This window comes from Nonomuraea sp. NEAU-A123, from assembly GCF_018603905.1.
In the GTDB taxonomy this organism is placed as follows: Bacteria; Actinomycetota; Actinomycetes; order Streptosporangiales; family Streptosporangiaceae; genus Nonomuraea.
The window spans coordinates 78,656-103,576 of record NZ_JAHFZZ010000021.1; the positions used below are offsets into that span (position 1 = coordinate 78,656).

The 24,921-nt window shown below is 70.0% G+C and carries 25 protein-coding genes; 12 read left to right on the forward strand and 13 right to left on the reverse strand.

Annotated elements, in window-relative coordinates; genetic code table 11:
* Position 1: 1 nt before the first annotated feature.
* From KLK06_RS60665 to KLK06_RS44615, 3 genes are read right to left on the reverse strand one after another with little or no spacing between them, the layout of a single operon-like run.
* Positions 2-1,555 carry a serine/threonine-protein kinase gene (locus tag KLK06_RS60665; protein ID WP_250906984.1) on the reverse strand — a complete coding sequence of 518 codons (1,554 nt, stop codon included), beginning with the start codon at positions 1,553-1,555 and terminating at the stop codon, positions 2-4.
* The gene (locus KLK06_RS44610) at positions 1,555-3,234 is read right to left on the reverse strand and encodes a serine/threonine-protein kinase (protein ID WP_214641796.1); all 1,680 of its coding nucleotides are present in this window, start codon (positions 3,232-3,234) and stop codon (positions 1,555-1,557) included. Before KLK06_RS44610 ends, KLK06_RS60665 begins: the two co-directional genes overlap by 1 nt.
* Positions 3,235-3,242: 8 nt before the next feature.
* Positions 3,243-4,775 carry a serine/threonine-protein kinase gene (locus KLK06_RS44615; RefSeq protein WP_214641797.1) on the reverse strand — a complete coding sequence of 511 codons (1,533 nt, stop codon included), beginning with the start codon at positions 4,773-4,775 and terminating at the stop codon, positions 3,243-3,245.
* 107 nt (positions 4,776-4,882) lie between these two features.
* Here KLK06_RS44615 and meaB point away from each other — a divergent pair, with 107 nt between their 5' ends.
* The 5 genes from meaB to KLK06_RS44640 all read left to right on the forward strand — a co-directional run bounded on the left by meaB (position 4,883) and on the right by KLK06_RS44640 (position 10,919).
* Entirely contained in the window at positions 4,883-5,842 is a 960-nt protein-coding gene (gene meaB / locus KLK06_RS44620) for a methylmalonyl Co-A mutase-associated GTPase MeaB (protein ID WP_214641798.1), read from the forward strand.
* A gap of 144 nt (positions 5,843-5,986) precedes the next feature.
* Positions 5,987-8,218 (forward strand): CehA/McbA family metallohydrolase, encoded by a 2,232-nt coding sequence (locus KLK06_RS44625; protein ID WP_214641799.1) that lies wholly within the window; start codon positions 5,987-5,989, stop codon positions 8,216-8,218.
* 5 nt (positions 8,219-8,223) lie between these two features.
* On the forward strand, positions 8,224-9,165 hold the full coding sequence (locus KLK06_RS44630; RefSeq protein WP_214641800.1) for an acyltransferase domain-containing protein: 942 nt from the start codon (positions 8,224-8,226) through the stop codon (positions 9,163-9,165).
* Between the two features lie 45 nt (positions 9,166-9,210).
* Entirely contained in the window at positions 9,211-9,828 is a 618-nt protein-coding gene (locus KLK06_RS44635; protein WP_214641801.1) for a TetR/AcrR family transcriptional regulator, read from the forward strand.
* Positions 9,825-10,919: an acyltransferase family protein gene (locus KLK06_RS44640; RefSeq protein WP_308168726.1), complete on the forward strand. Its 1,095-nt coding sequence runs from the start codon at positions 9,825-9,827 to the stop codon at positions 10,917-10,919. The genes KLK06_RS44635 and KLK06_RS44640 overlap by 4 nt, the downstream gene beginning before the upstream one ends.
* A gap of 4 nt (positions 10,920-10,923) precedes the next feature.
* On the opposite strand, the gene KLK06_RS44645 is transcribed toward KLK06_RS44640, so the two are convergent.
* Entirely contained in the window at positions 10,924-12,693 is a 1,770-nt protein-coding gene (locus KLK06_RS44645; protein ID WP_214641802.1) for a long-chain fatty acid--CoA ligase, read from the reverse strand.
* A 79-nt stretch (positions 12,694-12,772) separates the two neighbouring features.
* Positions 12,773-12,940 (reverse strand): hypothetical protein, encoded by a 168-nt coding sequence (locus tag KLK06_RS44650; RefSeq protein ID WP_214641803.1) that lies wholly within the window; start codon positions 12,938-12,940, stop codon positions 12,773-12,775.
* Between the two features lie 25 nt (positions 12,941-12,965).
* On the opposite strand from KLK06_RS44650, the gene KLK06_RS44655 reads away from it, so the two are divergent.
* The 3 genes from KLK06_RS44655 (at position 12,966) to KLK06_RS44665 (ending at position 16,280) form a co-directional block, all read left to right on the forward strand.
* A complete protein-coding gene (locus KLK06_RS44655; RefSeq protein WP_214641804.1) occupies positions 12,966-13,487 on the forward strand; it encodes a CGNR zinc finger domain-containing protein in 522 nt (173 codons plus the stop codon).
* A gap of 179 nt (positions 13,488-13,666) precedes the next feature.
* Complete coding sequence (locus tag KLK06_RS44660) at positions 13,667-15,259, forward strand: ABC-F family ATP-binding cassette domain-containing protein (protein ID WP_214641805.1); 1,593 nt, start codon at positions 13,667-13,669, stop codon at positions 15,257-15,259.
* 37 nt (positions 15,260-15,296) lie between these two features.
* Entirely contained in the window at positions 15,297-16,280 is a 984-nt protein-coding gene (locus KLK06_RS44665) for a hypothetical protein (protein WP_214641806.1), read from the forward strand.
* Positions 16,281-16,338: 58 nt separating this feature from the next.
* Here the strand turns inward: KLK06_RS44665 and KLK06_RS44670 are convergent, their stop codons facing one another.
* Together KLK06_RS44670 and KLK06_RS44675 are read right to left on the reverse strand one after the other, a co-directional pair.
* A complete protein-coding gene (locus KLK06_RS44670; protein WP_214641807.1) occupies positions 16,339-16,599 on the reverse strand; it encodes a zf-TFIIB domain-containing protein in 261 nt (86 codons plus the stop codon).
* 55 nt (positions 16,600-16,654) lie between these two features.
* Positions 16,655-17,509 (reverse strand): phosphotransferase, encoded by an 855-nt coding sequence (locus KLK06_RS44675; RefSeq protein ID WP_214641808.1) that lies wholly within the window; start codon positions 17,507-17,509, stop codon positions 16,655-16,657.
* An 18-nt stretch (positions 17,510-17,527) separates the two neighbouring features.
* Between KLK06_RS44675 and KLK06_RS44680 the strand changes: the two genes are divergently transcribed.
* From KLK06_RS44680 to KLK06_RS44690, 3 genes are all read left to right on the forward strand, one after another.
* Entirely contained in the window at positions 17,528-18,427 is a 900-nt protein-coding gene (locus KLK06_RS44680) for a TIGR03619 family F420-dependent LLM class oxidoreductase (RefSeq protein ID WP_214641809.1), read from the forward strand.
* Between the two features lie 409 nt (positions 18,428-18,836).
* Positions 18,837-19,316 (forward strand): hypothetical protein, encoded by a 480-nt coding sequence (locus KLK06_RS44685; protein ID WP_214641810.1) that lies wholly within the window; start codon positions 18,837-18,839, stop codon positions 19,314-19,316.
* A 13-nt stretch (positions 19,317-19,329) separates the two neighbouring features.
* Positions 19,330-19,914 (forward strand): hypothetical protein, encoded by a 585-nt coding sequence (locus KLK06_RS44690; protein WP_214641811.1) that lies wholly within the window; start codon positions 19,330-19,332, stop codon positions 19,912-19,914.
* Positions 19,915-20,070: 156 nt separating this feature from the next.
* On the opposite strand, the gene folP is transcribed toward KLK06_RS44690, so the two are convergent.
* Both folP and KLK06_RS44700 read right to left on the reverse strand, forming a co-directional pair.
* On the reverse strand, positions 20,071-20,805 hold the full coding sequence (folP, locus tag KLK06_RS44695) for a dihydropteroate synthase (protein ID WP_250906986.1): 735 nt from the start codon (positions 20,803-20,805) through the stop codon (positions 20,071-20,073).
* Between the two features lie 150 nt (positions 20,806-20,955).
* Positions 20,956-21,096: a hypothetical protein gene (locus KLK06_RS44700; RefSeq protein WP_214641813.1), complete on the reverse strand. Its 141-nt coding sequence runs from the start codon at positions 21,094-21,096 to the stop codon at positions 20,956-20,958.
* A 389-nt stretch (positions 21,097-21,485) separates the two neighbouring features.
* Here KLK06_RS44700 and KLK06_RS44705 point away from each other — a divergent pair, with 389 nt between their 5' ends.
* Complete coding sequence (locus KLK06_RS44705; RefSeq protein WP_214641814.1) at positions 21,486-21,725, forward strand: hypothetical protein; 240 nt, start codon at positions 21,486-21,488, stop codon at positions 21,723-21,725.
* Here the strand turns inward: KLK06_RS44705 and KLK06_RS44710 are convergent.
* The 4 genes from KLK06_RS44710 to KLK06_RS44725 all read right to left on the reverse strand — a co-directional run bounded on the left by KLK06_RS44710 (position 21,701) and on the right by KLK06_RS44725 (position 24,876).
* Positions 21,701-21,958 (reverse strand): hypothetical protein, encoded by a 258-nt coding sequence (locus KLK06_RS44710; protein WP_214641815.1) that lies wholly within the window; start codon positions 21,956-21,958, stop codon positions 21,701-21,703. The genes KLK06_RS44705 and KLK06_RS44710 overlap by 25 nt on opposite strands.
* A gap of 16 nt (positions 21,959-21,974) precedes the next feature.
* Positions 21,975-22,946 carry an aldo/keto reductase gene (locus KLK06_RS44715; RefSeq protein ID WP_214641816.1) on the reverse strand — a complete coding sequence of 324 codons (972 nt, stop codon included), beginning with the start codon at positions 22,944-22,946 and terminating at the stop codon, positions 21,975-21,977.
* A gap of 332 nt (positions 22,947-23,278) precedes the next feature.
* Positions 23,279-23,968: a response regulator transcription factor gene (locus tag KLK06_RS44720; RefSeq protein WP_214641817.1), complete on the reverse strand. Its 690-nt coding sequence runs from the start codon at positions 23,966-23,968 to the stop codon at positions 23,279-23,281.
* Positions 23,965-24,876: a sensor histidine kinase gene (locus KLK06_RS44725; protein ID WP_214641818.1), complete on the reverse strand. Its 912-nt coding sequence runs from the start codon at positions 24,874-24,876 to the stop codon at positions 23,965-23,967. The genes KLK06_RS44720 and KLK06_RS44725 overlap by 4 nt, the downstream gene beginning before the upstream one ends.
* Between the last annotated feature and the right edge of the window lie 45 nt (positions 24,877-24,921).

The window sequence follows — 24,921 nt, forward strand, 5'->3', positions numbered from 1 at the left end:
CTCACTCCATCCGGTCGAGGGCGCACATCTTCACGGTGATGCCGCGCTGCTGGCTGCCGCCGCTGACCACGTTGAAGGCGACCTTGTGGGTGCCCTGCGTCTTGAACGACCCCGCCGGCAGGTAGACCTTGTGGGGGGTCACGGCGGGGGTACGGCCCAGGTTCTGGCCGTCGACGAGCCAGCGGTAGGTGAAGGCGTGGCCTTTGGGACCGTCGATGACGGCGTACACATTGAGGTCGCTACGCCAGCAGTCGCCCAGGGGGATGCCTTCCGTGCGCAGACTCACGGACCGGACTCCGCCGCTCGCGGCCGTCGGGTCGGCGGCGGGTTTGGTGGCGGTCGCGGTGGTGCTGGGCTTGGTGCTCGGTTTGGTGGCGGACTTGGTCGTCGGCTGGGTGGTCGTCGTGTCGCGGGTGGGCTGCTTGCGTCCGGGGGAGGGCGTTGGCGACTGTTTGCTCTTGGCGCCGATGGATTTGGTGGGGGCGGCGGCGGTGGGGGAGGGGCTGGTGGTGGGCGTTGGGGCGGTGAAGGCGCCGATGATGTTCGGAAGGCGTAAGGACGGCAGCGCCCAGACCACGGTCGCCGTCACCACCACCCCCGCCACGGCCACCGCCGCACCGCCCACGATCAGCGCCCGCTTGCGCCCCTGAACCGGCCCGCCCCCGTTCCGCGGTCCGGCCGCGTTGGGCCGGCCGGGTTGGCCGTATGCGGCTGGATACCCGTTTCCGGCCGGTCCGGGGCCTGGGAATCCGCGCCCGGCTCCCGGTGCATGACCGCCTGGCAAGGGGTTCGCCGTACCGCCGAGGAGCCGCAGCAGGACGTCCTGCATGGTCGGGCGGCGGGACGGATCCTTCGACAGGCACGCGTACACGATCGGCCGTAAGCCGTCCGGCAGGTCGCCGAGCTGGGGTTCGTTGTTGAGGGTGCGGTTGATGACGGCAGGCAGCGCGTCGTTGCCGAACGGCGGTACGCCCGACGCCGCGTACACGATCACCGACGCCCACGCGAACACGTCCGCCGCGGGCCCGACAGCCGTGCCGCCCAACTGCTCGGGCGCCATGTAGGCAGGAGTGCCGACGATGCCGCTGGTGACCGTGAGCGCGGAGCCGGAGGCGCGGGCGATGCCGAAGTCGATGACCCGGGGGCCGCCGGGGCCGAGCAGGACGTTCGCCGGCTTGAAGTCGCGGTGTACGACGCCCGCACGGTGGATGGCGGCCAGCGCCGTGGCCGTGGCGACCGCGAGGCGCTGCAGGCCCGCGCCGGTGTGCCGGTCGGCCTCCTGGAGCGAGGGGCCCTCGACGTACTCGGTCACGATGTACGGCCGGCCGCCCAGCGAGGCGTCGAGCACCTGGGCGATGCAGAACGGCTCCACCCGCCGCGCCGCGGCGATCTCCTTGGCCAGGCGGTCGTCGTGGCCCGAACCCGTCCGCAACACCTTGACGGCCACCTGCCTGCCGTCCGGGGCGTACCCCAGGTAGACCACACCCTGACCGCCCGCACCCAACCGCCTGGCCAGCCGGTACGGGCCGATCTCGGTGAGATCCTCCTGCGCCATCAGTCTTCGATGGAGCAGACGGTGAACGAGGTGGACCTGCTCTTGACGACCGGCGACGTCAGCTTGAACGTGACCGTGTGCGTGCCCGCCGACACCATGTAGCCCAGTGACCCCTCCCAGCTGGTGTACTCGCCATGGCCGATCAGGCCCTGGCGGCGCATGACGGTCTTGCTGTCCACGACCCAGGCGAAGTTGTACTTCAGAGTGCCGTACTCGCCCGCCGGGGTCTTGTCCGTCTCCACCTGGGTGTCGAAGTTGACCGGCGGCATGAGGCAGCCGTTCGTGGGATGGGCGCCCATGGCGCGGATGGCGAGGATCGAGAGGTTGGCCCTCGTGGCGGCGGGCTTCTTCGTGGTGCGCGTGGGAGTGGGTGTCGTGCGTTCGGGGGAGGACGTGGGCTTCGCCGTGGGTTTCACGGTGGGGGTCGCGCTGGAGGTCGCGCTGGGTTTCGGCGTGGCTTTGCGGGTGGTCTTGCGCGGCCGGGGACGCTTCGACAGGGTGCCGTCCGCGGTGGGGACGCCTGCCTCGGACGTGGAGACGCCGGAGGTGAGGGCGGCGGCCGGCGGCTGCGTCCCCACACCCGGCGGGAACGTGAGCGTCACAGCGGTGGCGATGGACGCCATGATCGCCACGCTGCCCCCACCGGCCAGCAGCGGAACGAGCAACCGCCCACGCCCCGCCGCCTGCCTCTGCTCCACACCATGCCCGTGCCCGGCCACCCGCCTACCCGGCTGCGTGCCCTGCCCGCCCCCAACCGGGACCGGCCCCCTGGGCTGCGTGCCGTGTCCGGGCCCGCCTGGTGAACCGTGCCCCGCCGGCCCGCCGGGCTGGGTGCCATGCCCGGGGCTTGGCGGTCCATGCGCTCCGGACCCCGGGAAGCCCGGTCCGGGGTCCGTCGTACCGGATGAGTGGCCGCCCAGGAGGCCGAGTAGGACGTCCTGCATGGTCGGGCGGCGGGTCGGGTCCTTGGACAGGCACGCGTACACGATCGGCCGCAGCGAGCCCGGCAGGTTGCCGAGCTGGGGTTCGTTGTTGAGGATGCGGCTGATGACGGCGGGCAGCGCGTCCTGACCGAACGGCGGCTCCCCGCCGGCCGCGTACACGATCACTGACGCCCACGCGAACACGTCCGCCGCGGGCCCGACGGCCGCCCCGGCAAGCTGTTCGGGCGCCATGTAGGCGGGCGTGCCGACGATGCTGCTGGTGACCGTCAGCGCGGAGTCCGTGGCGCGGGCGATGCCGAAGTCGATGACGCGCGGGCCGTCCCGCCCGAGCAGGACGTTCGCCGGTTTGAAGTCGCGGTGCACGATCCCGGCCGCGTGGATGGCGGCCAGCGCCGTGGCGGTCGCCACGGCCAGTCGTTGCAGGTCGCCGCCGGTGTGCCGGCCCGCCTGCTGGAGCGACGGCCCGTCCACGTACTCGGTCACGATGTACGGCCGGCCGCCCAGCGAGGCGTCGAGCACCTGCGCGATGCAGAACGGCTCCACCCGCCGCGCGGCCGCGACCTCCTTGGCGAAGCGGTCGTCCCCGGCCAGCCCGTCCTGCAGCACCTTGACCGCGACCGGCCCGCCGCTCGGCGCCTCGGCCAGGTACACCACGCCCTGACCGCCCTCGCCCAACCGCCCGACCAGCCGGTACGGGCCGACGGCGCCGGGATCCTCCGGCAGGAGGGGTTCCACGTGCGGCATCAGTACGTCTCACGCGGGCACAACGTGACGGAGACGCTCCGCTGCCTGGCCACCGGCGAGGTGATCCGCAGAGTCGCGGTGTGGGTGCCGCCGGTGCCCTTGAGGTTGTGGGGCGAGGTCAGGTACAGCTCGCCGTCCTCCGGGATGATCGCCGTCGACCGCCACACCGTCTTGCTGTCGATGATCCAGGCGAAGCCGAAGTTCACCGCCTTGCCCTGGCGCTGGACCAGGCCGGTCAGCGTCACCTGGCCGCCGGAGTAGCACCCGTTGTTCAGCGCGCCGCCGACGCGGACGTACCGGAGCTTGAGCTGCCCGGCAGCGGTCGCAGGGTCCGCGGTGGAAGTGCCGTTCTGGCTTGCCGGGTCCGTGGTCGGCTTGGACGTATCGGTCTTCTTCGGGCGTGGTTTACGCGTGGGCGAGGTGGACGGGCTCGGCGTGCTCGTGGAGACGCCCGAGAGGTTCTTGGTCTTCGGCTGCGGTGTCGAAGGGGTCAGCCACACGATCGCCCCGGCCAGCGCCAGCACCGAGATGCCGGAGGCGCCCGCGATGGCGGCGGTCTTCCCCCGCCGCCGCGCCCGCCCTGCTCCCGGTCCGCCATCACGCCCGGCCGCCTGACCCGGCGCGGTCCCGTACGCGGCGGCCTGATCCGGCGCAGCGCCGTACCCCGCCTGGTCCGGCGCGGCGTCATACGCGGCCTGGTCCGGCGCGGCGCCGTACCCCGTCCGGCCAGAAGGCGGTGTCGGCGGCCGGGACTGTCCGCCGAGCAGGCGCAGCAGCACGTCCTGCATGGACGGGCGGCGCGCCGGGTCCTTGGCCAGGCAGCTCAGCACCACCGAACGCAGCGGCTCCGGCAGCTCTCCCACCTGCGGTTCGCTGTGCAGGATGCGGTTGATCACCGCGGGCAGCGAGTCGTCGCCGAACGGCGGCACCCCCGACGCCGCGTACACGATCACCGACGCCCACGCGAACACATCCGCCTGAGCCCCCACCACCTGCCCCGCCAACTGCTCGGGCGCCATGTAGGCGGGCGTGCCGACGATGCTGCTCGTCGAGGTCACCCCGGAGACGAGCGCGCGGGCGATGCCGAAGTCGATGACGCGGGGGCCGTCCCGCCCGAGCAGCACGTTCGACGGCGTGAAGTCCCGGTGGACGACGCCCGCCTGATGGATGGCGGCCAGCGCGGTCGCCGTCGCGACCGCGAGCCGCTGCAGCTCCGCCCCGCTGTGCCGGCCCGCGTCCTGGAGCGACGGCCCGTCCACGTACTCGGTCACGATGTACGGCCGGCCCGACGTCGAGGCGTCGAGCACCTGCGCGATGCAGAACGGCTCCACCCGTCGCGCGGCCGCGATCTCCTTGGCGAAGCGGTCGTCGCCCGCCATGTCCTCGCGGAGCACCTTGATCGCGACCGGCGCCCCGTTGCGTGCCTGGCCGAGATAGACCACACCCTGACCGCCCGCGCCCAGCCGCCCGACGAGCCGGTAGCGCCCCACCGCTGCCGGGTCGCCCGCACGCAAGGGTTCGACATTGGGCATAAGGGGAGTGGCTCCTGTGACAGGCGAGAATTGACGTCCAGCACCTTAGCGCCAAAAGTCAGGATTTGTGGAAGTTACGCTTACCGAGCGTAGAAAAGGAGGGGCGAGTGCGTTCGCTGGAGGACTATGCCCACGGGGTGCGGGAGGGGTCGCGCACGTGGATCGCCCGTGCGATCACACTCGTGGAGTCGACCAGGGCGGACCACATCGCGCTCGCCCAGCGGCTGCTGGTCGAGCTCACCCCGCTGTCCGGCAGGGCCACACGGGTGGGCGTGTCCGGGGTGCCGGGCGTCGGCAAGTCCACCTTCATCGACGCCCTCGGCACCATGCTGACCGGCCAGGGTCACAAGGTCGCCGTACTGGCCGTTGACCCCTCCTCCACCCGGACCGGCGGGAGCATCCTGGGCGACAAGACGCGCATGGCCCGTCTCGCGGTGGACCCCGGCGCGTTCATCCGGCCCTCGCCCACGTCGGGCACCCTGGGCGGCGTCACCAAGGCGACCAGGGAGGCCATGGTCGTGGTGGAGGCGGGCGGGTTCGACGTCGTACTCGTCGAGACCGTGGGCGTCGGGCAGTCGGAGACTGCGGTGGCCGACATGGTCGACACGTTCCTGCTGCTCAGTCTGGCGCGTACCGGGGACCAACTGCAGGGCATCAAGAAGGGCGTGCTGGAGCTGGCCGACGTGATCGCGGTCAACAAGGCGGACGGCGAGCACGAGCTCGCGGCGCGTAAGGCGGCGCGGGAGCTCGCGGGGGCGCTGCGCATGCTGCGTTCCGACTCCGCGCCGCCGCCGGTCCTCACGTGCAGCGGCCTCACCGGCGCGGGGCTCGACGAGCTGTGGCGGAAGGTGCTCGCCCACCAGAAGTCGCTGGACCTGGCCGCCAAGCGCCGCGGCCAGCAGGTGCAGTGGACGTGGACGCTGGTCCGTGACCGGCTGCTCACCGAGCTCCGGGACGCGCCGGAGGTGGCGGCGATCGCGGACGAGGTCGAACGGGAGGTTCTCGCGGGCACCCTCACCCCCGCGCTCGCCGCCGACCGCCTGCTGAACGCTTTTAAGCGCCCCTGACCGAACGACCGGCTGAGGTGAGTGGTCCTCGGGTTGAGATTCCTCCTCCGCTGGGTGGAATATCCCATCCACTCCTACGCGCCGTAACCGATCGGTGACGTGATCCATGTCACCATGGCGCACATCGAACGCGGGGAGGGGCCCATGGATGTGGAGTCGGAGCTGCCGGAGACGGTCACGGGGGCACTGGAGGAGTACGGGCGGCTGCTCGGCGAGCACGGCATCACGTGGGGCGAGCCGGAGATCCCCTACGTCAAGCTGTTCGCCAGGCGCAGGGTCCTGGCTCCGGCCCAGATGGACCTGTTCTGGCGGCTGGCCTTCCGACGCCTCGCCGAGCGCCACCCCGGCGAGGCCCTGGACCAGCTCGCCACCCGCCTGGCGGAGCCGGACTTCGACGAGCTCCTGCGCGACACTCTCGACGGCGAACTGCCCGCCCACCTGGCCGCCCTCCACCTGACGGCCACCGGCACCGTCCTGGACTGCGTACCGCAGGCGGTGCTGGACTGCGTGCCGTGCGCCGCGCAGGATCTCGCGCCGTGCGCCGCGCAGGATCTCGTGCCGTGCACGAAGCCGGATCGCGCGGATCACGCCAGGCCGCGGATCGCGTTGCTGGTCGACTCGCGGCGCGACGTCGCCGCCCCCGTCGTCGTGGACGGCGCAGAACGGGTCGTCGCGCCGAGAGGCGCCTGGCTGGTCGAGATCGACCGCGACAGCACGGTCACCGTCGACGGAGCGCCCGTGCCGATCGACGGGCTGGTCAGGACGGTCCCGGCCGCCACGGTACGGCTGAGCGCCGGGTTCCCCTGCCGGTGGAGCGTCACCGGCGCCGACGGCCAGGGCTGGTTCCCGGAGGCGACCCCGCACCGCCACGACTTCCACGGCCGCCCGTACTTCCACGGCGACGACCTCGTCCTGCGCGTCCCGGCCGAGCCGCTGACGATCACGGTGACGAGGGGCATGGAGTACGGCGAAGCCACCACGGAGATCACCCCGGAACCAGGCGAGGAGCACCTGGTCCGGCTGGTCCCGCAACGGATCTACGACGCCGCGGCCCTCGGCTGGTACGGCGGTGACCTGCACGTACACCTCAACTGGGCCGGCGACGTGGTCGGCGGCCCGTCCGACGCGGCGGCGGCGCAGCACGGCGAGGACCTGCACGTGCTCAACCTGCTGGCCGGCAACGTGTCGGGCGCCCGCGTCTACGACCGGGCGGCGCTCGACCACTGGGGCGGCGAGGATCTGCCCTGGTCCGACGCGACCCACGTGGCCAGGATGGGCGCCGAGTACCGCAACGACCTGCTCGGCCATGTCTACGCCTTCGCGCCGCGGGCGGCGCCGGAGCGGTTTCACACCGGGTTCGACGGCGACACCGACTGGCCGCCCAACGCCGAGGGGCTGCGCGAGCTGCGCGACCTGGGGGCGCTGGTCGGCTACAGCCATCCGTTCCACCAGCCGATCGGCGACAGCGACTCGCCCAAGTCCATCGTCTGGCCCGCGCCCCGCAACTGCGCGGCCAGGGAGCTGGTCGCCGACGCCGCGCTCGGGCTCGTCGACAGCCTCGACGTGCTGACCCACTCCTCGATCACGGGCACGGCGGCGGTGTACCGGCGGCTGATCGGGGCGGGGAACCGGCTGGCCGTCACCGCGGGCACCGACTCGATGATCTCCTTCACCCGGGCCGGCAACCAGTCGAACCCGCCGGGCTGGGCCCGCGTCTACGCGCAGGTGGAGGGCGCGCTGACCGCCGCGTCGTTCGCCGACGCCGTGCGGGCGGGCCGTACGTTCGCCACCACCGGGCCCTGGCTGGAGCTGTCGGTCGACGGGTATGGGCCGGGCGACACGATCGACGCCCGCCCCGGCGACCGGCTGACGGTCACCGCCACCGCCATCGGCCCGGAGGTCACGGCGGTCCGCGTCCGCACGGCCGAAGGCGTCCGCGCCGGAGCCGAGCGCCTCCCGGCCGGCGAGCGGTGGGGCGGCGAGGTACGCGGCCTGGAGCCCGCGACCAGCCCCGGCGACTGGGCCGAGGCCGGCGGCCGCCCGCCGACGCTCCACCGGCGCGGCGAGGAGGAGGTGCTGAGCGTGACGGTCGAGCTGGAGGCTGGCCACCCCACGTACGTGATCGCCGAGGCCCTGTGCGACCCGCACCCGCGCACGCTCAACCACACCGGCTACGCCTTGACCAGCCCCGTACACGTGGACGTCGACGGCGGGCAGGTCGCCAGGCCGGCCGACGTCCGGTGGTGCCTCGACTGGCTCGACCTGCTCGAAGGCCTCATCAAACGGCACGCCAGACTGGTCGGCCGCGACCAGCTCGCCGACCACCTGGCCGTGCTGCGACAGGCCAGGGCGGTCTACCAGTCGCGCGTACGCTGAGGCCGATGGACATCGAGACCCTGCTCCGCGGCCACCCCGACTGGCTCGGCCACCTCGAGTCCGGGGGCGGCGCCGCGATCGCCTTCCCCGAAGACCTGGCGGACGAGCTGGTCAGGCTCGCCGTGCCGCACGAGGACATCGGCGCCGTCCTGGCCACGCTGCCGGAGCCGGGCGGCCCGCTGTGGTGGCTGGCGGAGCGGTGCGTCCGCTCGCTGGTGTCGGCGATGGGCAGCCTCGACGCGCCGCCCCCGCCCTTTCCCGACCTGCCCGAGCTGGGGCCGTACTTCTTCGTGCACGTGTTCGTCGCCGCCCTGCCGTACACGAGGGAGTATCACCGCGAACGCGGCGTCCCCGCGGAGGTCTCCCGGGCCACCCTCGCCGACCTGGGCCGGAACATGGCCGTGCACCGCAAGCGCCACGGCACCGGCGGCCTGAACACGCCCAGGTGGTTCATGCGGCACGCCCGCGGCATCCTGTACGAGCTGGGCAGGTTGCAGTTCGAACGGACCAGGATGGGCGGCAGGACCGGCGAGGGCGTCAGGGCGGCGGGGCTGGCCACCGGACCGGGGGACCTGGCGCTGGGCGTGCACATTCCCGACTTCAAGGGCCCCATCACGCCCGCGGCCTGCGAAGCGTCGTTCGAGCGGGCCAGGGAGTTCTTCCCGCGCCACTTCCCGGAGGAGCGGTTCCCGGTCGCGACGTGCCACTCGTGGCTGCTCGACGACCAGCTCGCCGGATACCTGCCCGCGGGCTCCAACATCGTCGCCTTCCAGCGCCGCTTCCACCTGCTGCACCGCACCGACACCAGCGACGTGCTGACGTTCGTCTTCGGGTCCGAGGCCGCCGCCACCGAGCTGCCCCGCCGCACGCGGCTGGAGCGGGCCATCGCCGACCACCTCGCCACAGGCGGCAGTTGGTACGGCCGGGCGGGCTGGCTCCGGCTCTGACCAGCGCGATGCGCGCATTCTGGCCGCATGTGTTAAATTTTGGCCATGCGGTCAGAAATTGAGTCGGGCGGCCAGAAGGCGCGCTCATTCATCGAGGAGGCGCGGCGGGCCCAGATCGTCGCGTCCGCGATCGAGGTGATCGCCGAGTCGGGGTTCGCCGCGGCGTCGCTGGCCCAGATCGCCAAGCACGCCGGGATCAGCAAGGGCGTCATCTCCTACCACTTCGCCGGCAAGGACGAGCTGGTGGAGGAGGTGGTCAACCAGGTCTACACCGCGATCGGCGAGCACGTGCTGGCCGAGATGGAGGGTGTGGAATCGGCCACGGGCCTGCTCAGGACGTACATCCTGTCGATCACCGCGCACATGAGGGCGCATCGGACGCAGCTCAGGGCGCTCGGCGAGATCTTCTACAACCTGCGCACCGCCGACGGCCAGCCGCGTTACGGCATCAAGGCCAACGAGGAGACCTACGCGGCGATGGAGCGGATCTATCTCGCCGGGCAGGCCAGCGGGGAGTTCCGGCAGTTCGACGTGCGGGTGATGGCCGTCACGATGTCGTCGGCCATCGACAACATGTTCGGCTACTGGGTGACCTACCCCGACCACGACCTGGACGCGCACGCCAGAGAGCTGGCAGATCTATTCGAGAGGGCCGTCAAGTGAAGACCGAGCTGAGGACCGCCACGCGGCTCTTCGCCATCGACAACCTGCGCATCGTGCTGACCGCACTGGTCGTCATCCACCATGTCGCGGTCACCTACGGGAACATCCCGCTCTGGTACTACACCGAGCCCGCCAAGGACCCCTCAGGGGTCGCGCTGGACATCCTTGTGGTGTTCAACCAGGCGTTCTTCATGGGCTTCTTCTTCCTGATCTCCGGCTTCTTCACCCCCGGCTCCTATGACCGCAAGGGCGGGCGGGCGTTCCTGCGCGACCGTCTGATCCGGCTGGGCATCCCGCTGCTGGTCTTCCTGCTGGTGCTGCGGCCGCTGGTGACGTTGGGCTCCTACAAGTCCGGATACGGCTCGCTGCCGTACTGGCAGTACTACATCGGGTCGTGGGATCCGGGGCCGATGTGGTTCGCCGAGGTGCTGATCGTGTTCGCCGCGCTCTACGCGCTGTGGCGGCGCTTCCGCGCGCCGGCCGAGGCGGCGGTCGGGGCGCGGGACTCGGTGCTGCAGGTGCGCTGGATCGTGCTGTTCACCGTCGGCCTGGCGGTGGCCACCACACTGTGGCGGATCCCGGTGCCCGTCGGCTCCTATGTGCCGGTGCTGGGGCTACCCACGCCGTACTTCCTGCCGCAGTACGCGGCCATGTTCGTGGTCGGCCTCATCGCCTTTAGGCGCGGCTGGTTCCAGACACTGCCCGCCAAGGCCGGGCTGCTCGGGCTGATCAGCGCGGGCCTGGTGACCGTCGTCCTGCTGCCGCTCGGGCAGCTCACCACCGGCCTGCTGTCGACCGCCGTGACCGCCACCTGGGAGTCGGCCTTCGCCGTCAGCCTGATCATCGGGCTCACCGTGCTCTTCAGGGAGCGGTTCAACCACCAGGGGCCGCGCGGCAAGTGGCTGTCGGCCCAGGCGTTCACCGTGTACATCATCCACCCGCTCGTCCTGGTGCCGATCAGCTACGCGCTGGCCGGGCTGCACGCGATCGCGGTCGTCAAGTTCGCCGTGGTGGTGGTCATCGCGCTGCCGGCCTGCTGGGGGCTGGCCTACCTGGTGCGGTCGCTGCCGGGCGCTAAACGGGTGCTGTGACCGCCTAGGCGGGGCCGTCGTAGAACGAGTCGAGCGTGTCGCCGTAGCGTTCCTCGACGGCCTTGCGCTTGACCTTCAGGCTCGGGGTGAGCTCGCCCGTCTCCACCGTGAAGTCCGTCGCCAGGATGGCGAACTTCTTGACCGTCGCGTAGCTGGCCTGGTCGGCGTTGACCTGCTTGACCGCGCGCTCGACCTCCTCGCGCATGCGCGGATGCTCGCGCAACTGGTCCGGGTCGGCGGGCAGCCCCTCGGCCTGGGCCCACGGCTTGACGACCTCCATGTCGAGCGTCACCAGCGCCGTGACGTAGTTGCGCCGGTCACCGTGGATGAAGACGTGCGACAGGTACGGGCAGGCGGCCTTGATACGGCCCTCCAGGTAGGTTGGCGCGACGTACTTGCCGCCCGAGGTCTTGATCAGCTCCTTCTTGCGGTCGGTGATGATCAGCCGCCCGGCCTCGTCGAGCTCGCCGATGTCGCCGGTGTGCAGCCAGCCGTCGGACAGCGTGCCGGCCGTCTCGTCCGGCAGGCCGTGGTAGCCGCGCATGACGCCGCGCCCGCCGATCAGGATCTCCCCGTCGTCGGCGATCCGCACCCGGGTGCCGGGCAGCGGCGGCCCGACCGTGCCGAACTTCACCGCGTCCGGCCGGTTCAGGAAGCTGCCCGCCGACGACTCGGTCAGCCCGTAGCCTTCGAGGATCGTCAGGCCGGCCGCGTCGAAGAACTCGCCGATGTCCTGATTGAGCGGCGCCGAGCCCGAGATGAAGTAGCGGATCCGGCCGCCGAACCGCTCCCGCAGCTTGGCGAACACCAACCGGTCCGCCAGCCCGTACTCCAACCGGGTGGTGAGCGGGATCGCCACCCCGCGCTGGCGGGCCTTGCTGACCCGGATGCCCGTCTCCCGGGCCCAGGCGAAGATGCGCGCCTTGACGCCGCCCTCGCGCTGCACGGTGGACACCACGGTGTTGTGGATCTTCTCGAAGATGCGCGGCGCGGCGGCCATGATGGTCGGCTTGAGCGTGCCGAGGTTCTCGGCGATGCGGTCGAGCCGGCCGTCGATGGCGGTGGCCACGCCGATGTCGATCATCACGACCTGCAGCAGCTTGCCGAACGAGTGGGACAGCGGCAGCCAGAGGAAGTGCAGGTCGGCTTCGGAGAGCAGGTCGATCTTGCGGACCGCGTCGGCGGCGTACAGCCAGTTGTCGTGGGTCAGCTCCACGCCCTTGGGGCGGCCGGTCGTACCGGAGGTGTAGATGAGCGTCGCCAGATCGTGCTCGCCGATGGCGTCGACCATCGCGTCGTAGTCGCTCGCTGTGTCCTGGGTGCTCAGTGAGTCCAGGGTGAGCACCCAGCCGTCGTCGGCGGGCTCGCCGTCGATGACGATCACGTGGGTGACGTCGGGCAGTTCCTTCTGTACGGACCTGAGCTTGGCCACCTGGTCGCCGTTCTCGGCGACGACGATCGTGCTGCCGGAGTCGGTGATGACGAAGGCCGACTCGGCGGCGGTGTTGGACGGGTAGATCGTGGTGGTCGCGGCCCCCGTGGACAGCACCGCGAGGTCGGTGAGCACCCATTCGAGCCGGGTTGAGCAGAGGATCGACACGCGGGTGCCCGGACCGGCGCCCAGGGCGGCCAGGCCGAGCGCGAGCCCGCGTACGCGTTCGCCGACCTCCTGCCAGGACAGCGAGGTCCAGCCATCCCCCGACGGCACCCGATAGGCCTCCGCGTCGGGGGTGGCCGCGACCCGGTCGCGTAGCAGGGCGGGGATGCTGGACATGCCTGACCTCCTGGTGGGGGTGATGCTGCCGACTCTAGATCCCACGCCCCACATCAGTCGATGCCCTGATCGCCAAGCTTCAGCCCCGTCGTACGTCCCCGCGCGGGCGGGTGGTGGCGACCATGTGCGCGGTCCGCACCTCCCACGCTCCGCAGTCGCAGCGCAGGTAGGACACGACGCCCTCTGAAGTGGAGTGAGAGGAGACGACGGCGAGAGCCAGCGGATCGTGGACGTGTCTGGAATGCATGACTCCAGCCTGATGTAATGGTCTTATGCATTTCAACGCTTACGGAGGCAACGGCGCCGCCCTGGCGGCCGCCCTGGTCAACGGCACCGACTTCCGGCCGGAGGCGATCGAGCCGATGCTCACGGAGCACGGCATGCTCCGCCCGCAGGTCACGCCCGGGCAGGCGCGCGAGCTGGCGGAGTGGCGGCACCGCCTGGCCCCCCTGTTCGGCGAGCGGGACCAGGACGCCCAGATCAAGCTGATCAACGACCTGCTCGACATCACCGCGTCCAAGCCGTACGTGAGCGCGCATGACGGCCGCGAGCCGCACCTGCACTTCTTCTCCGTCGACGCCGACATCGTCAGCAGGACGAAGGACACCACCGCGGGCGGGCTGGCCATGGCCATCTCGTTCTCCGACGGGCGGCGGCTCGGCCGGTGCGACAGGGCGGGGTGCGACACCGTCTACGTCGACACCTCGCGCAACGGGCGCCGCCGGTTCTGCTCGCTGGCCTGCTCCAACAGGGTGAACGTGGCGGCCCATCGGGCCAGGGGGCTTGCCGGATAGATTCCGGACGGGTAATCTCCCCTGCGACGTATCGCCGAGCCCTGGGGGCAGTTGACGTGAGGATCTGAGGTCGCGGGCACCGCACCTTGCCGATTCCTTCGGCGTACGATCCTGCGGCGTATTCAGCGGTGTTTCCCGCCAAGTCACGAAATTTCGATCTTTGTGACGGGAGCCACCTCATGTCTTTTTCTATTGTCGTCGACGGCGTGTCCTTCGCCTGGTCCGACGGCACCCCTGTGCTCGACGGCCTCGACGCCGCCTTCCCGGCCGGGCGTACCGGCCTGATCGGGGCCAACGGCTCCGGCAAGTCCACCCTGCTGCGGATCATCGCGGGCGAGCTGGTCCCGCGTACCGGGTCCGTCTCCGTCGGGGGAGAGGTGGGCTACCTGCCGCAGAACCTCTCCCTGAAGGCCACCCGTACCGTCTCCGACCTGCTCGGCATCAGCGCGGCCCGGTCGGCGCTGCACGCCATCGAGGCCGGTGACGTCGCCGAGGAGCACTTCGCGGCCGTCGGCGACGACTGGGACGTGGAGGAACGCGCGCGGGCCGAGCTGGACCGGCTCGGCCTCGACCACGTCGGGCTCGACCGTACCGTCGCCACGCTGTCGGGCGGCGAGACCGTCATGGTCGCGCTGGCCGCCCAGTTCCTCAAGCGGCCCGACGTACTGCTGCTCGACGAGCCCACCAACAACCTCGACCTCGACGCGCGGCGGCGCCTCTACGCCGCGGTCGCCGCCTGGCCCGGCGTGATGGTGGTCGTCAGCCACGACAGAGCGCTGCTCGAACTCGTCGACCAGATCGCCGACCTGCGCGAGGGCAGCGTCCGCCGCTACGGCGGCAACCTGAGCGACTACGAGGAGATGCTCGCCGCCGAGCAGGAGGCCGCCGAACGCGACGTCCGGGTCGCCGAGGCCGACGTCAAGCGGCAGCAACGCGAGCTCGTCGAGGCCCGCACCAAACTCGACCGGCGCCAGCGGTACGGCAAGAAGATGTACGCGAACAAGCGCGAACCGAAGATCATCATGCAGGAGCGCAAGCGCCAGGCCCAGGTGTCGGCGGGCAAACACCGCAACATGCACACCGAGAAGCTGGAGGAGGCCCGTGACCGGCTGACCGGGGCCGAGCAGGCCGTCCGCGACGACGCGGAGATCCGTATCGAACTACCGGGCACCGCGGTGCCCGCCGGGCGCGTGGTCCTGGAACTCCCGCTTCCCCGTCCCACGCGCGACACCGACAGGGAGGACGGCCGGGTGCTGGAGGAGCTGGTCGTGCGCGGCCCTGAGCGGATCGCGTTGCTCGGCCCGAACGGGTCCGGCAAGACCACCCTGCTGCGCAGGATCGCCGAGCACGGGGCGAACGTCCCGGTCCGCTACCTGGCACAGCGGCTCGACCTGCTCGACGACTCGCTCAGCGTGCTCGACAACGTCCACGCCCTGGCGCCGTCCGCCCCGGTGCACGAGGTGCGCGCCCGTCTGGCGCGCTTCCTGTTCAGGGGCGACCGGGTGTCGCGGCCGGTGGGCACGCTGTCGGGCGGCGAGCGGTTCCGCGCGACCCTGGCGGCGCTGCTGTCGGCGGAGCCGCCGCCGCAGTTGCTCCTGCTCGACGAGCCGACCAACAACCTCGACATGCCCAGCGTCCGCCAGCTCGCCCAGGCACTCGCCGCCTACCGGGGCGCGTTGATCGTGGCCAGCCATGATCTGCCATTCCTGGAAATGCTCGGTTTGACCAGGTGGCTGCGCCAGGACCGCGACGAGGGACTGACCGAATCGTGATTGACGGGCGGGGATCAATCCGGAGATAGTGTGGCAGGTGGCTGCCCCTCGCTTGATCTCCTCCGCGCTCGCGCTCGCGACCCTCACGCTGGCCGCGTGTTCCGCCGTGCCGCAGCGGCCGAGTGGCGGCGAGGCCAGCGTGAGCGGTGTCGGCGGCGGCACCGGCTCGATCACCGCCAACTCCGGCCCCGCCACCCCCCAGAGCAGCGCCCCCACCGCGCTGACCGCCGAGGCGTACAAGAGCGAGCTGGGCACCAAGCACAAGGCCATGCTCGACGCGATCAACGCCATGGTCGGCGCGCGTACCGTCAAGACGCTCGACCAGCGCGTGCAGCGCGCCCAGGAGCAGTTGCTGGGCGCCGCCAACGAGCTGGCCGCCATGACGCCGCCCCAGGAGGTACGCGCCCAGCACGACGCGTACGTGAGCAGCCTGCGCGCCTTCGCCACCCAGCTCGGCACCACGGCGGGCAAGGTCGGCACCCGCAACCTGTGCACCTCGTCGGCCGTGCTGACCGACCTGGGCAGCCGGCTCAGCTCCCTCGACAAGGCGGGCGAAGCGCTGCAGGGCGCCGGCGGCTATCCGGCCGACGTCGTCACCGTCAAGGCCAAGGGCAAGCAGACGAGGCGGCTCGGCAACGGCCACTACCTGCGCAAGGGCAGCATGACGGGCCGCAGCTCGCTGCAGATCGACAACGGCGCCACCCGCGACGCCGTCGTCACTGTCATGAAGGGCAAGTCCAGGGCGTTCAGCGTGTACGTGCGCAAGAAGGCGAAGTTCAAGGTCAGGGGCGTACGCGACGGCACCTACAAGATCTTCTTCACCCACGGCGTGGACTGGGACGGCAAGAGCAAGTCGTTCACCCGTGATTGCAGCTTCGAGAGGTTCCAGAAGTCGGTGAAGTTCAAGACCACGTTCACGTCGACGCAGATCCTCTGGCACGACTGGCGGGTCACGCTGCACGCCATCTCCGGGGGCAACGCCCGCACCTCCGCCGTGGATCCGGAGCAGTTCCCCCGCTGACGGACCAGGGCCGCGCACCGGGAGCGCGCGGCCCGCCCTGTTAGGCGCTCGGACCGGGTCAGGTCGAGAACAGCATGCCCACCCAGCTGCGCTGGCCGCGGTGGTGGCCGTAGTGACCCCCGTGAGGAGCGCCATGGGGAGCGCCCCACGCCGGGCCGGGCGCGGGCGGGGGAGCGGCGTGGTACTGCGACTCCATCCGGGTCAGCGTCTCGAGCTCGCCGTAGTCGAGGAAGATCCCACGGCAGTTGTCGCACTGCTCGATGTGGACACCATTACGCTCATATGTCCGCATATTGCCGCGGCACTTCGGGCACTGCATGTCGCGCTCTCCTCGGCTTTGGAGTTTAGGGAAGAACCTACCGCGCGTGACCCCGTCATGCTCGGACGATTCTGTTGCACGACTCGACCAACGAATGCTCTACCTCGTCCAGTTCCCGATGCTCCCGCTCGGCGTTGAGCACCGCCACGGCGGCCAGTTGGACGGTCAGCGCCCGTGCCGGAAGGTCCAGCCACTGCCACGGGTCGTCGCCCCGGCCGAGCGCGGGCCCGCCGGAGGCTAGGTAGGCCCCGAGGAACCGATCCCAGACGACCGGGTCGAGCAGCCCCGCGGCGTACCAGGCGGCCGGTCTGGCCAGGTCCCAGGCGGGGTCGCCGATGCCGAGGTCATCGACGTCGATGAGTAACCAGCGGTCGCGGCAGACGAGCTGCCCCAGGTGCCAGTCGCCGTGGGTGAGCAGGCCCGGCCCCGGCTCGGGCTCGGGGAGCTCGCTGAACGCCCGCCGTACGAGCTGCTCGACGGGACCATCACCGGGCATCCGCCGCACCGCCCTGGCGGCCCGCGCCGGCCCTCCCGCCGCGGGCAGCGCCGGTAACAGCGTCAGGGGTACGGCGTGCAGCCGGGCGAGCAGCCTGGCCCCTTCCTCCCAGGGCGCGGCGTCGGGGTCGTCCTGGGACACCGGACGGCCCGCGGGCCACACCGTGACGGCGCGGCCCGCCACCGTCAGCACCTCGGGGTCCAGCGGCGCCAGCATCAGGCCGCTCAACGCCGCCGACGCGGCCGCGCGCAGCCTCGGCCGCAGCGACTCCACCTCGTCGCGCACCGAGTGCGCCTTCACCACCACCTCGCCCCGGCGCAGGACCACCACGTCCGTACGCGTCGGGTGACGCACGAGGTCGCCCGTGCCGCCATAAGCGCCGGCGATCCCCGCCAGCTCCTCCTCCAGAGCCACTCGTACAGACTAGATGGCATGAGAATAGGTTTCGCCGTGCCCCAGTCAGGGCCGTGGGCCACGCCAAGCAACATGCGCCGCGTCGCCGTCCGCGCCGAGGAGCTGGGATACCACGAGCTCTGGACCTTCCAGCGAGTGCTCTATCCGGTGGGGCACCCGATGGGTCCGACATATCGCAGTGTGCACGACCCGCTCGTCGCGCTCGCCTACCTGGCCGGGGTGACGAACACGATCAGGCTGGGCGTGGCGATCATCAACGCCTTCGTCCAGCCGGTGCTGCTGGCCAAGCAGCTCGCGACCCTGCAGAGCGTCTCCATGGGCAGGCTGACGGCCGGGCTCGGGCTGGGGTGGCTGCCGGAGGAGTTCGAGGCGGCGGGAGTGGGCTTCGAGCACCGGGGGCGCAGGGGCGAGGAGTTCGTCCAGGTCCTGCGCAAGGCGTGGCAGGACGGGGTGGTCGAGCACCACGGGGAGTTCTACCAGGTGCCGCGCTCCCACATCGACCCCAAGCCGTCGCCGGTGCCCCCGATCCTGCTCGGCGGCACGGCCGACGTGGCACTGCGCCGGGCCGGGCGGCTCGCGGACGGCTGGATCAGCTCAAGCCGGGAGGACCTCGCGGCGGTCGCCGGACGGATCGAGCTGATCAAGTCGGCGGCTGCGGAGGCGGGCCGCCGCGACATCGAAGGGTTCCGCTTCGTCTGCCGGGGGGTGACCCGGGTACGCCCTGGTGGGGCTGAGGAGCGGCAGCCGCTGACGGGCACCTTCGAGGAGATCAGGGCGGACGTCGGGGAGCTGGCGGCGAAGGGTGTGACGGAGGTCTTCCACGACCTGAACTTCGATCCGGAGGTCGTCACGTCCGACGCCAAGGAGGCGATGCGCCGCGCGGAGGAGGCCCTGGAGGCCCTGGCCCCCTCCGCCTAAGTAACTCGCTCGGGATTCCATCGGTCGCTTTCGTCGACGATTCGGGTGTTGGGCCCGTTTCGGGTGCGCTGCGGATATGTGGCACGTTCCACGCCGGTCGCTCGGCATGCGACCGCGCCGAGGACGCGCGTGTGCGAACTCTTCGCAGGGAAAAACCACGCTCGATCAACCCTCCAGGACGCTCCGGCACACCTCATTTCGCGCCCTCACGCCCATGCCTCTGAAGTCCCGCTCAACCATCCTTGACACGTGATCATTCTGGCACGCATACTCCGTTCAAAGCGCTTCGATCAGCTTTCCGCTGCCTCCCCCATTTTGTGTTCACGCACGGCACCTCCAGAACGCAAGGAGTGACGTCTCGAAAATGCATCCGGGAACGTTAGGACGTAACGCACGGCGAGGATTATTCATGGTCCTCGCTGTCATGCTGGTGGGGACGGTGGGCATCTCGCCGGCATTCGCCCACTGGAACGGCACCGGCCAGGACATCGCCAGCATCCACCTCTACCCGTACAGCTATAACGGCACCTGGCAGACGCCGATGAACAAGGCGCTGTCCAATTGGAATGCGACCTCGAGCCCCGCCAATTTCTACAAGAGCACGAATTCCGGTTCGACGATCACGGTGAAGTCCTACAGCAACACCTGGTACGGGCAGTATCAGAGGTGCGGCGGGATGTGCATGTACGTCAAGCTGAACTCCCGGACGATCAACAGGGACGCGTCGAACTTCTCGAACTTCGTCACGAGCACGTTGGTCCACGAGCTCGGGCACGCGTTGAACCTCGCGCACAACTCGACCACCTCGATCATGAATACGAGCAGGAACCGCAACTCGATGACCAAGCCCCAGTCGCACGATGTCGCCGACGTCAACGCCTACTACTAAAGGAGGCCGACCAGTGCTACGGCGTCTTGGCGCGCTTGTCTTCGCCGCGGTGTTCGTGACCGCATGCTCGGCGCATGAGGAACCCGTCCTCTATCGAGCCGACTATCCCCAGTACCAAAGCACCGATGCGCTCTTCGACAAGGCGACCCTGGTCGTCGAAGCCCGCATCATCGGAGAGCCGCGTTATCTCCAGGAACAGGCGGAAGCGCCCGATCCCGCAGAGACAGATCCGAATCTGAATCCCAACGCGGGAGCCCCTGCCGAGGTGGCCGCTCCGCCCGAGGCCCCGCCGACAGTCATCACCGTCTACACCGCCCAGGTGGTAAAGGTCTTCAAAGGTCCGGCCCAGGAAGGGCAGTCCATCGAGGTCAAGGAGCTCGGGGGAAACTTCGAAGGTGTGACCTATGAGGAGGAACACACCACTGAGATGAACCAGGACAGCAGCTACGTCCTGTTCCTGGAAACCTACCCTGACTCGCCCGCCGCACTGCTCAACCCCGTCCAGGCGAAGTATCCGCTGGACACCTCCAGCAACCCCGAGTCGCTGCCGGAGAACACCCTCAAGCTGACGCGTACCGAACTGGAAACGATGTCTTAGTTCGGAAATTTCCCACCGCGAAGAGCCCGCCCTGTGCGGGCTCTTCGGCGCGTCGGGGATGGGCCCGTAGCCGAGCCATCGGCGAACGTGCTGTCGCAACTTTGAAGGCCTGGAAAGGTGCTGACCAAGCTGTGGCTTGACGCCAACTGCACAGATTTATGCCAAACCAAGCGCTGATTCCGCTGCCCTCATCGCAGCAACATTCGCTGCAACATCATGGACCCGCACGACCCGCGCGCCCCGATAGGCGCACACCGTGTTCGCTGCAATAGTTCCGGCCTTCAGCGCTTCGCTACCCGGCTCCACCCCGAGGCTTTCCCGAATGAAATGCTTGTTGCTGCACGCCACCAGCACCGGATAGCCGATTGCCGCGATCTCTCCCAGCCGGTGGGTTATCGTGTTCGAGTGCTCGGTGGTCTTGTTCAGGTCGTGCCCAGGATCGATAAAGATTTTCTCCGGTTTGATGCCACATCCAACCGCGGTGTCCGCCCGTTGGCGAAGGAATTCCGCCACCTCGCTGAGGACATCCTCGTATTGGGGACGCGCTACTACCTCCCCCGGCCCGCCGATGCTGTGGGTAATGACAACGCTCATCCCCGTCTCGGCGATAAGGCTCGCCATCCCCGGCGAACGGAGCCCGTTCGTGTCATTGATCACGTCGGCGCCCGCCTTGTAAGCCGCCTCCGCAACCTCCGGCAGGTGAGTGTCCACGCTGATCACGGCGTCACTCTTCTCCCGAATGCCCTTGATCACGGGCACCACGCGGTCTATCTCTTCCGCCCCCGACAGCGGTGGCTGATCAGAGCGGAACGCCCGACCCCCTACATCAAGCCATTCCGCGCCATCTCGTAGCGCCCGCTCCGCCGTTTTAATCGCCTCACCGGCCTCCATCGACCGATTCGGATCCAAGCCCGAGTTTGGCGTACGATTCACGATTCCCATCACGACTATGTGTCGGGACAGGTCGAATTCTAGCCTCCCCACTCTCCGCACCGGCGCAATGAGCTTGGGGTAGTACATCTGCATTACGTTCAGCTCCGTCTAAAATGGATGATCCAGTGCGGCCCCAAGAAGCTGATGGATCCCAAACCAATCAAAATTACGTTTGTTACCGCCCGCTGCCAAGAATCCAACCAAAGCCATGAAAAGGCCCAGCATACGCCGCATCATGCGGATCGACATAGCCGCCACCTCATTGGGGACCCGACCGGTCGGCCACATCGCTCAGCTGCAACAGGTGGACCTCTCGCGATCGCGCTGTTCGGCTCCCGCCCCATCACGACGGTGAGCGGGCGGCCAGTGCTGGAGGTCGACCAGCATGGGGTGCGTCTTCCTGCGGCGTGGCCATGGTCGCGCCTGGAATCGCCGGCTCCTCTGGCCGGACGTGGCCTCGGTGATGGCGTGGAGCGAGACGTTCCCGCACGGACGGGTGCGGTCTATGGAATACGTCGCCTTCCTGCCACACCTATCGATGAAGATCGACAAATGCCTGAATTTCATGATCAAGGAACGTTACCGTGGAGCCATCCGTATGGCGGCGCGTGCGCCGCCCATCGAGGAAGGACGATGTCTTGCGACAGAAAGCCGCCCGGTTCGGCGTGACACTGGCGCTGGCCGGCACCCTCGTCGCGGGTGCCCTCGCCGCCGCCACCCCGGCCAGTGCCACGGCGTCGGGCTGGACCGCGTACAAGGGTTACCGGACACTTCAAAACTGCGTCTCAGCGGGGACGGCCAAACTCGTCATGGACGGGTACAAGGAGTACGACTGCCGCTGGGACAGCCCGTACTACATGCTCTGGCTGAAAAAGTAGTCGCGGGCGCGGTCAGGTGTTCCGCTCGCTGAGCCCGCGCGCAGGAGACGGATGCCGTACCCGGTCGCGCCTCGCGTGAGCTTGGCGTCGTCGCAGCCGGCGTGGGCCGGCGCGGCGACGCCGAGCCGCGCCGATGCTGGCCGCAGCGCGACCTCGCACGCACCGGTGACCAGCCGAACCCCGCGATCTCGGTCCCAACGAGTCACCGCGGAGAGTTCACGACCCAGTTCCATCCCCGCAGCGGAGTGATCACTGCCACTTCAGTGAGCTTCGTGTCGTCCAGTACGTCTGGGGGCTCTCGGTCAGTACGGCCAGGCGCTCGTCCAGTTCCGTATCCCAGTCGACGCGGGTCGCGGTCAGGTTGCTGCTGAACTGATCCACCGAGGCGGCCCCGCTGAGCACCACGCCGGCCCACGGTTGGGCGAGGACGGCGGCCAAGGCCAGGGCATCCGGCGTGACGCCGCGATCCCGGGCGGCACGGGCGAGCGCGGCAGGGGCGGCGTGGGAGGTCAGGCGGCCGTTCGCCACGCCCTCCTTGACGATCACACCCAGGCCGGAACGGTGCGCCAGAGCCAGGGCAGGGCCGGCGGATCGCTCCAGCAGGTTCCAGGTGGCCTGGACCGTGTCGAACAGACCGATCTCGACCGCCCGATCGATGGTGTCCGCCTGGTGCGGGCCGGTCGTGGACAGGCCGACCGCGACGCCCCCGGCGCGCAACTCGCGCAGCTCGGCCAGGACGTCCTCGTCGTCGAACACGCCGCTTTCGACGGTGGCCGAGTGGATCTGGTAGAGCGAAAGGTGCTCGCCCAGCAGTGCCCGGGTCTGGTCCAGTTGCTGTCGCAGCCGGTCAGCGGACAGTTCCTTCACCTCGTGCCGGTCGGCGTCCATCTGCCAGCCACCGACGTAGGCGTACCCCCATTTCGACCCCACAGTGACGGTCCCGGGCGCGATGGCGCGCTCACGCAGCCAGCCGCCGAGGAACTCCTCGGCTCTGCCGTAGGAGCGGGCCACGTCGAAGTACCGTACGCCGGCCGCCAGCGCCGCATCCAGCACCGCCCAGGTCCGCGCCCGCATCGCGGCGACGCTGCGATCACCGCCGAGATCCTCCTCCCGGCCGAGGGTGATGTACGCCGGCCGGCCCAGCGCGGCCAACCCGATCCCCACCGGCGTAACCGGCAACCCGACCCGGCCCATCGGCCGCACAGCCAGCTCATCACGCATCGCGGCGCCTCCGCTTTCTCAGTCGATACCGTCCGTCCATCACATGCTTACCGGGTCCCGTGCCGTGATCGGGATCATGTAACGCCATCTTGGGCTCCGCGCTCCCGGACCGTCGCCAATGTGTAGCCCCGCCGCACGAGCCACGCTCGATGGCCCTCGACCTGCGGACAGCAGGCCGGGCTTCCCCCTGGCCATCGCACTCGCTCCTCCTCCGCGAGAGCCCGATTGCTCTCACGAAGGTATGGAGCTGTTGATCCCTGCGTTGGTCGCCCTGAAGGTAGGTCTTCCGCGCCTGCTCGAAGTCTCCAGTCCCGGCGGTCGCCTTCGCGATCTTACGCGGACTCGCCCGGCGACACGAGCCCCGTCTCGTAGGCGAGCACGACGGCCTGTGCCCGGTCACGGAGGCCGAGTTTGGCGAAGATGCGGGCGACGTGGGTCTTCACGGTGGCATCGCTGAGGGTCAGTGTGGCGGCCAGCTCGGTGTTGGACAGTCCCCGGCCGAGCAGCGTCAGCACTTCCAGCTCCCGGGGCGTCAGGGCGGCCAGGTCGCGATGGACGGCGGGCGCCTGGGCGGGACGGCGGTCGCCGGAGGCGAAGCGCTCGACGAGCCGCCGCGTGATCGAGGGCGCCAGGAGGGCGTCGCCGGTGCCGACCAGGCGTACGGCGGCGGCCAGGTGCTCAGGGGTGACGTCCTTGAGCAGGAAGCCGCTGGCGCCGAGGGCCAGCGCGGCATAGACGTAGCGGTCGAGGTCGAACGTGGTCAGCATGATCACCCGGCAGCGCGGCAGCTCCTCCAGGACGTGCCGGGCGGCCTGCAGACCGTCCATGGTGGGCATGCGGATATCCATCAGCACCACGTCGGGACGGAGCTCGCGCGCCGCCGCGACCGCCTGCACCCCGTCGGCGGCCTCGCCGACCACGTCGATGCCGCGTGTGGTCAAGATCAGGCGGAAACCGCTGCGCACCAGGGCCTGGTCATCGGCGATCAGCACCCGAGGCGACGGCTCGGCGGTGGCTGTCATGGCCGCTCCAGCGGGATGCGCGCTCGGACCCGGTAGCCACCGCCGAGCCGCCTGCGGGCGTCCAGCTCTCCGCCGTAAACGGCGACCCGCTCGCGCAAGCCCACCAGCCCCCGCCGTGCCCCGTCGCTGCGATCGGCATCCTGCGCCGACTCGGCACCGTCCTTGCCATCGCGTTTCCCCGGCGCGGCGGCGCCGCCGGTCAGCACACTCGGCCCGGTGTTCAGCACCTCCACCCGCAGATAGTGATCGGCATAACGCACCATGACCTCCGCCTTCACCCCGTCCCCGTGTTTGAGCGCGTTGGTCAGCGCCTCCTGGATGATCCGGTACGCGGTCAGGTCGATCCCGGCGGGCAGCGGCCGGGGCTGCCCGGAGATCCGCACGTCCACAGGCAGCCCGGCGAACGCGATTCGGTCGATCAACGGGCTGAGCCCGCTCAGGCTCGGCTGCGGCGACAGGTCACCGCCGTTCGGCTCGTCGTCGTCGTCGCCGCTCTGCGAAGGCGCCAGCAGGCCCAGCAGGTGACGCAGCTCGGTCATCGCGTCGCGGCCCGCGCCCTCGACGGCCTTGAGCGCCGCCTCGGCCTCGGCGGGCATCGTGGACAACACCTCGCGGGCGGCCGAGGCCTGGACCACCATGAGGCTCACGTTGTGGCTGACGATGTCGTGCAGCTCGCGGGCGATACGCGAACGCTCTTCCTCGACGGCGGCGCGCGCGGCGCCCTCCCGCTCCCGCTCGAGCAGCCAGCCGCGCTCTTCCAACGCCTCACGACGCCGCCGCCGCTCACGCACGAGGGCCATGCCCAGCCACCCGGCGACGGCGCACACCACCACGAGGGCGGCGAGCAGCCAGACAACCCCCGATTCCCCCACGGCACCACTGTCCCAGAAGGGCGCCACACTCCGCATCAGACCGCGGATGCACCGCCGTACATCTCCGGTATGACATCGCGG

Bases quoted from the DNA above. Each gene is read 5' to 3' on its own strand.
- KLK06_RS60665 (WP_250906984.1), bottom strand. From the start codon at position 1,555: ATGGCGCAGGAGGATCTCACCGAGATCGGCCCGTACCGGCTGGCCAGG.
- KLK06_RS44615 (WP_214641797.1), bottom strand. From the start codon at position 4,775: ATGCCCAATGTCGAACCCTTGCGTGCGGGCGACCCGGCAGCGGTGGGG.
- KLK06_RS44625 (WP_214641799.1), top strand. From the start codon at position 5,987: ATGGATGTGGAGTCGGAGCTGCCGGAGACGGTCACGGGGGCACTGGAG.
- KLK06_RS44630 (WP_214641800.1), top strand. From the start codon at position 8,224: ATGGACATCGAGACCCTGCTCCGCGGCCACCCCGACTGGCTCGGCCAC.
- KLK06_RS44635 (WP_214641801.1), top strand. From the start codon at position 9,211: ATGCGGTCAGAAATTGAGTCGGGCGGCCAGAAGGCGCGCTCATTCATC.
- KLK06_RS44645 (WP_214641802.1), bottom strand. From the start codon at position 12,693: ATGTCCAGCATCCCCGCCCTGCTACGCGACCGGGTCGCGGCCACCCCC.
- KLK06_RS44650 (WP_214641803.1), bottom strand. From the start codon at position 12,940: ATGCATTCCAGACACGTCCACGATCCGCTGGCTCTCGCCGTCGTCTCC.
- KLK06_RS44655 (WP_214641804.1), top strand. From the start codon at position 12,966: ATGCATTTCAACGCTTACGGAGGCAACGGCGCCGCCCTGGCGGCCGCC.
- KLK06_RS44660 (WP_214641805.1), top strand. From the start codon at position 13,667: ATGTCTTTTTCTATTGTCGTCGACGGCGTGTCCTTCGCCTGGTCCGAC.
- KLK06_RS44670 (WP_214641807.1), bottom strand. From the start codon at position 16,599: ATGCAGTGCCCGAAGTGCCGCGGCAATATGCGGACATATGAGCGTAAT.
- KLK06_RS44680 (WP_214641809.1), top strand. From the start codon at position 17,528: ATGAGAATAGGTTTCGCCGTGCCCCAGTCAGGGCCGTGGGCCACGCCA.
- KLK06_RS44685 (WP_214641810.1), top strand. From the start codon at position 18,837: ATGGTCCTCGCTGTCATGCTGGTGGGGACGGTGGGCATCTCGCCGGCA.
- folP (WP_250906986.1), bottom strand. From the start codon at position 20,805: ATGGAGGCCGGTGAGGCGATTAAAACGGCGGAGCGGGCGCTACGAGAT.
- KLK06_RS44700 (WP_214641813.1), bottom strand. From the start codon at position 21,096: ATGTCGATCCGCATGATGCGGCGTATGCTGGGCCTTTTCATGGCTTTG.
- KLK06_RS44710 (WP_214641815.1), bottom strand. From the start codon at position 21,958: ATGGAACTGGGTCGTGAACTCTCCGCGGTGACTCGTTGGGACCGAGAT.
- KLK06_RS44715 (WP_214641816.1), bottom strand. From the start codon at position 22,946: ATGCGTGATGAGCTGGCTGTGCGGCCGATGGGCCGGGTCGGGTTGCCG.
- KLK06_RS44720 (WP_214641817.1), bottom strand. From the start codon at position 23,968: ATGACAGCCACCGCCGAGCCGTCGCCTCGGGTGCTGATCGCCGATGAC.
- KLK06_RS44725 (WP_214641818.1), bottom strand. From the start codon at position 24,876: ATGCGGAGTGTGGCGCCCTTCTGGGACAGTGGTGCCGTGGGGGAATCG.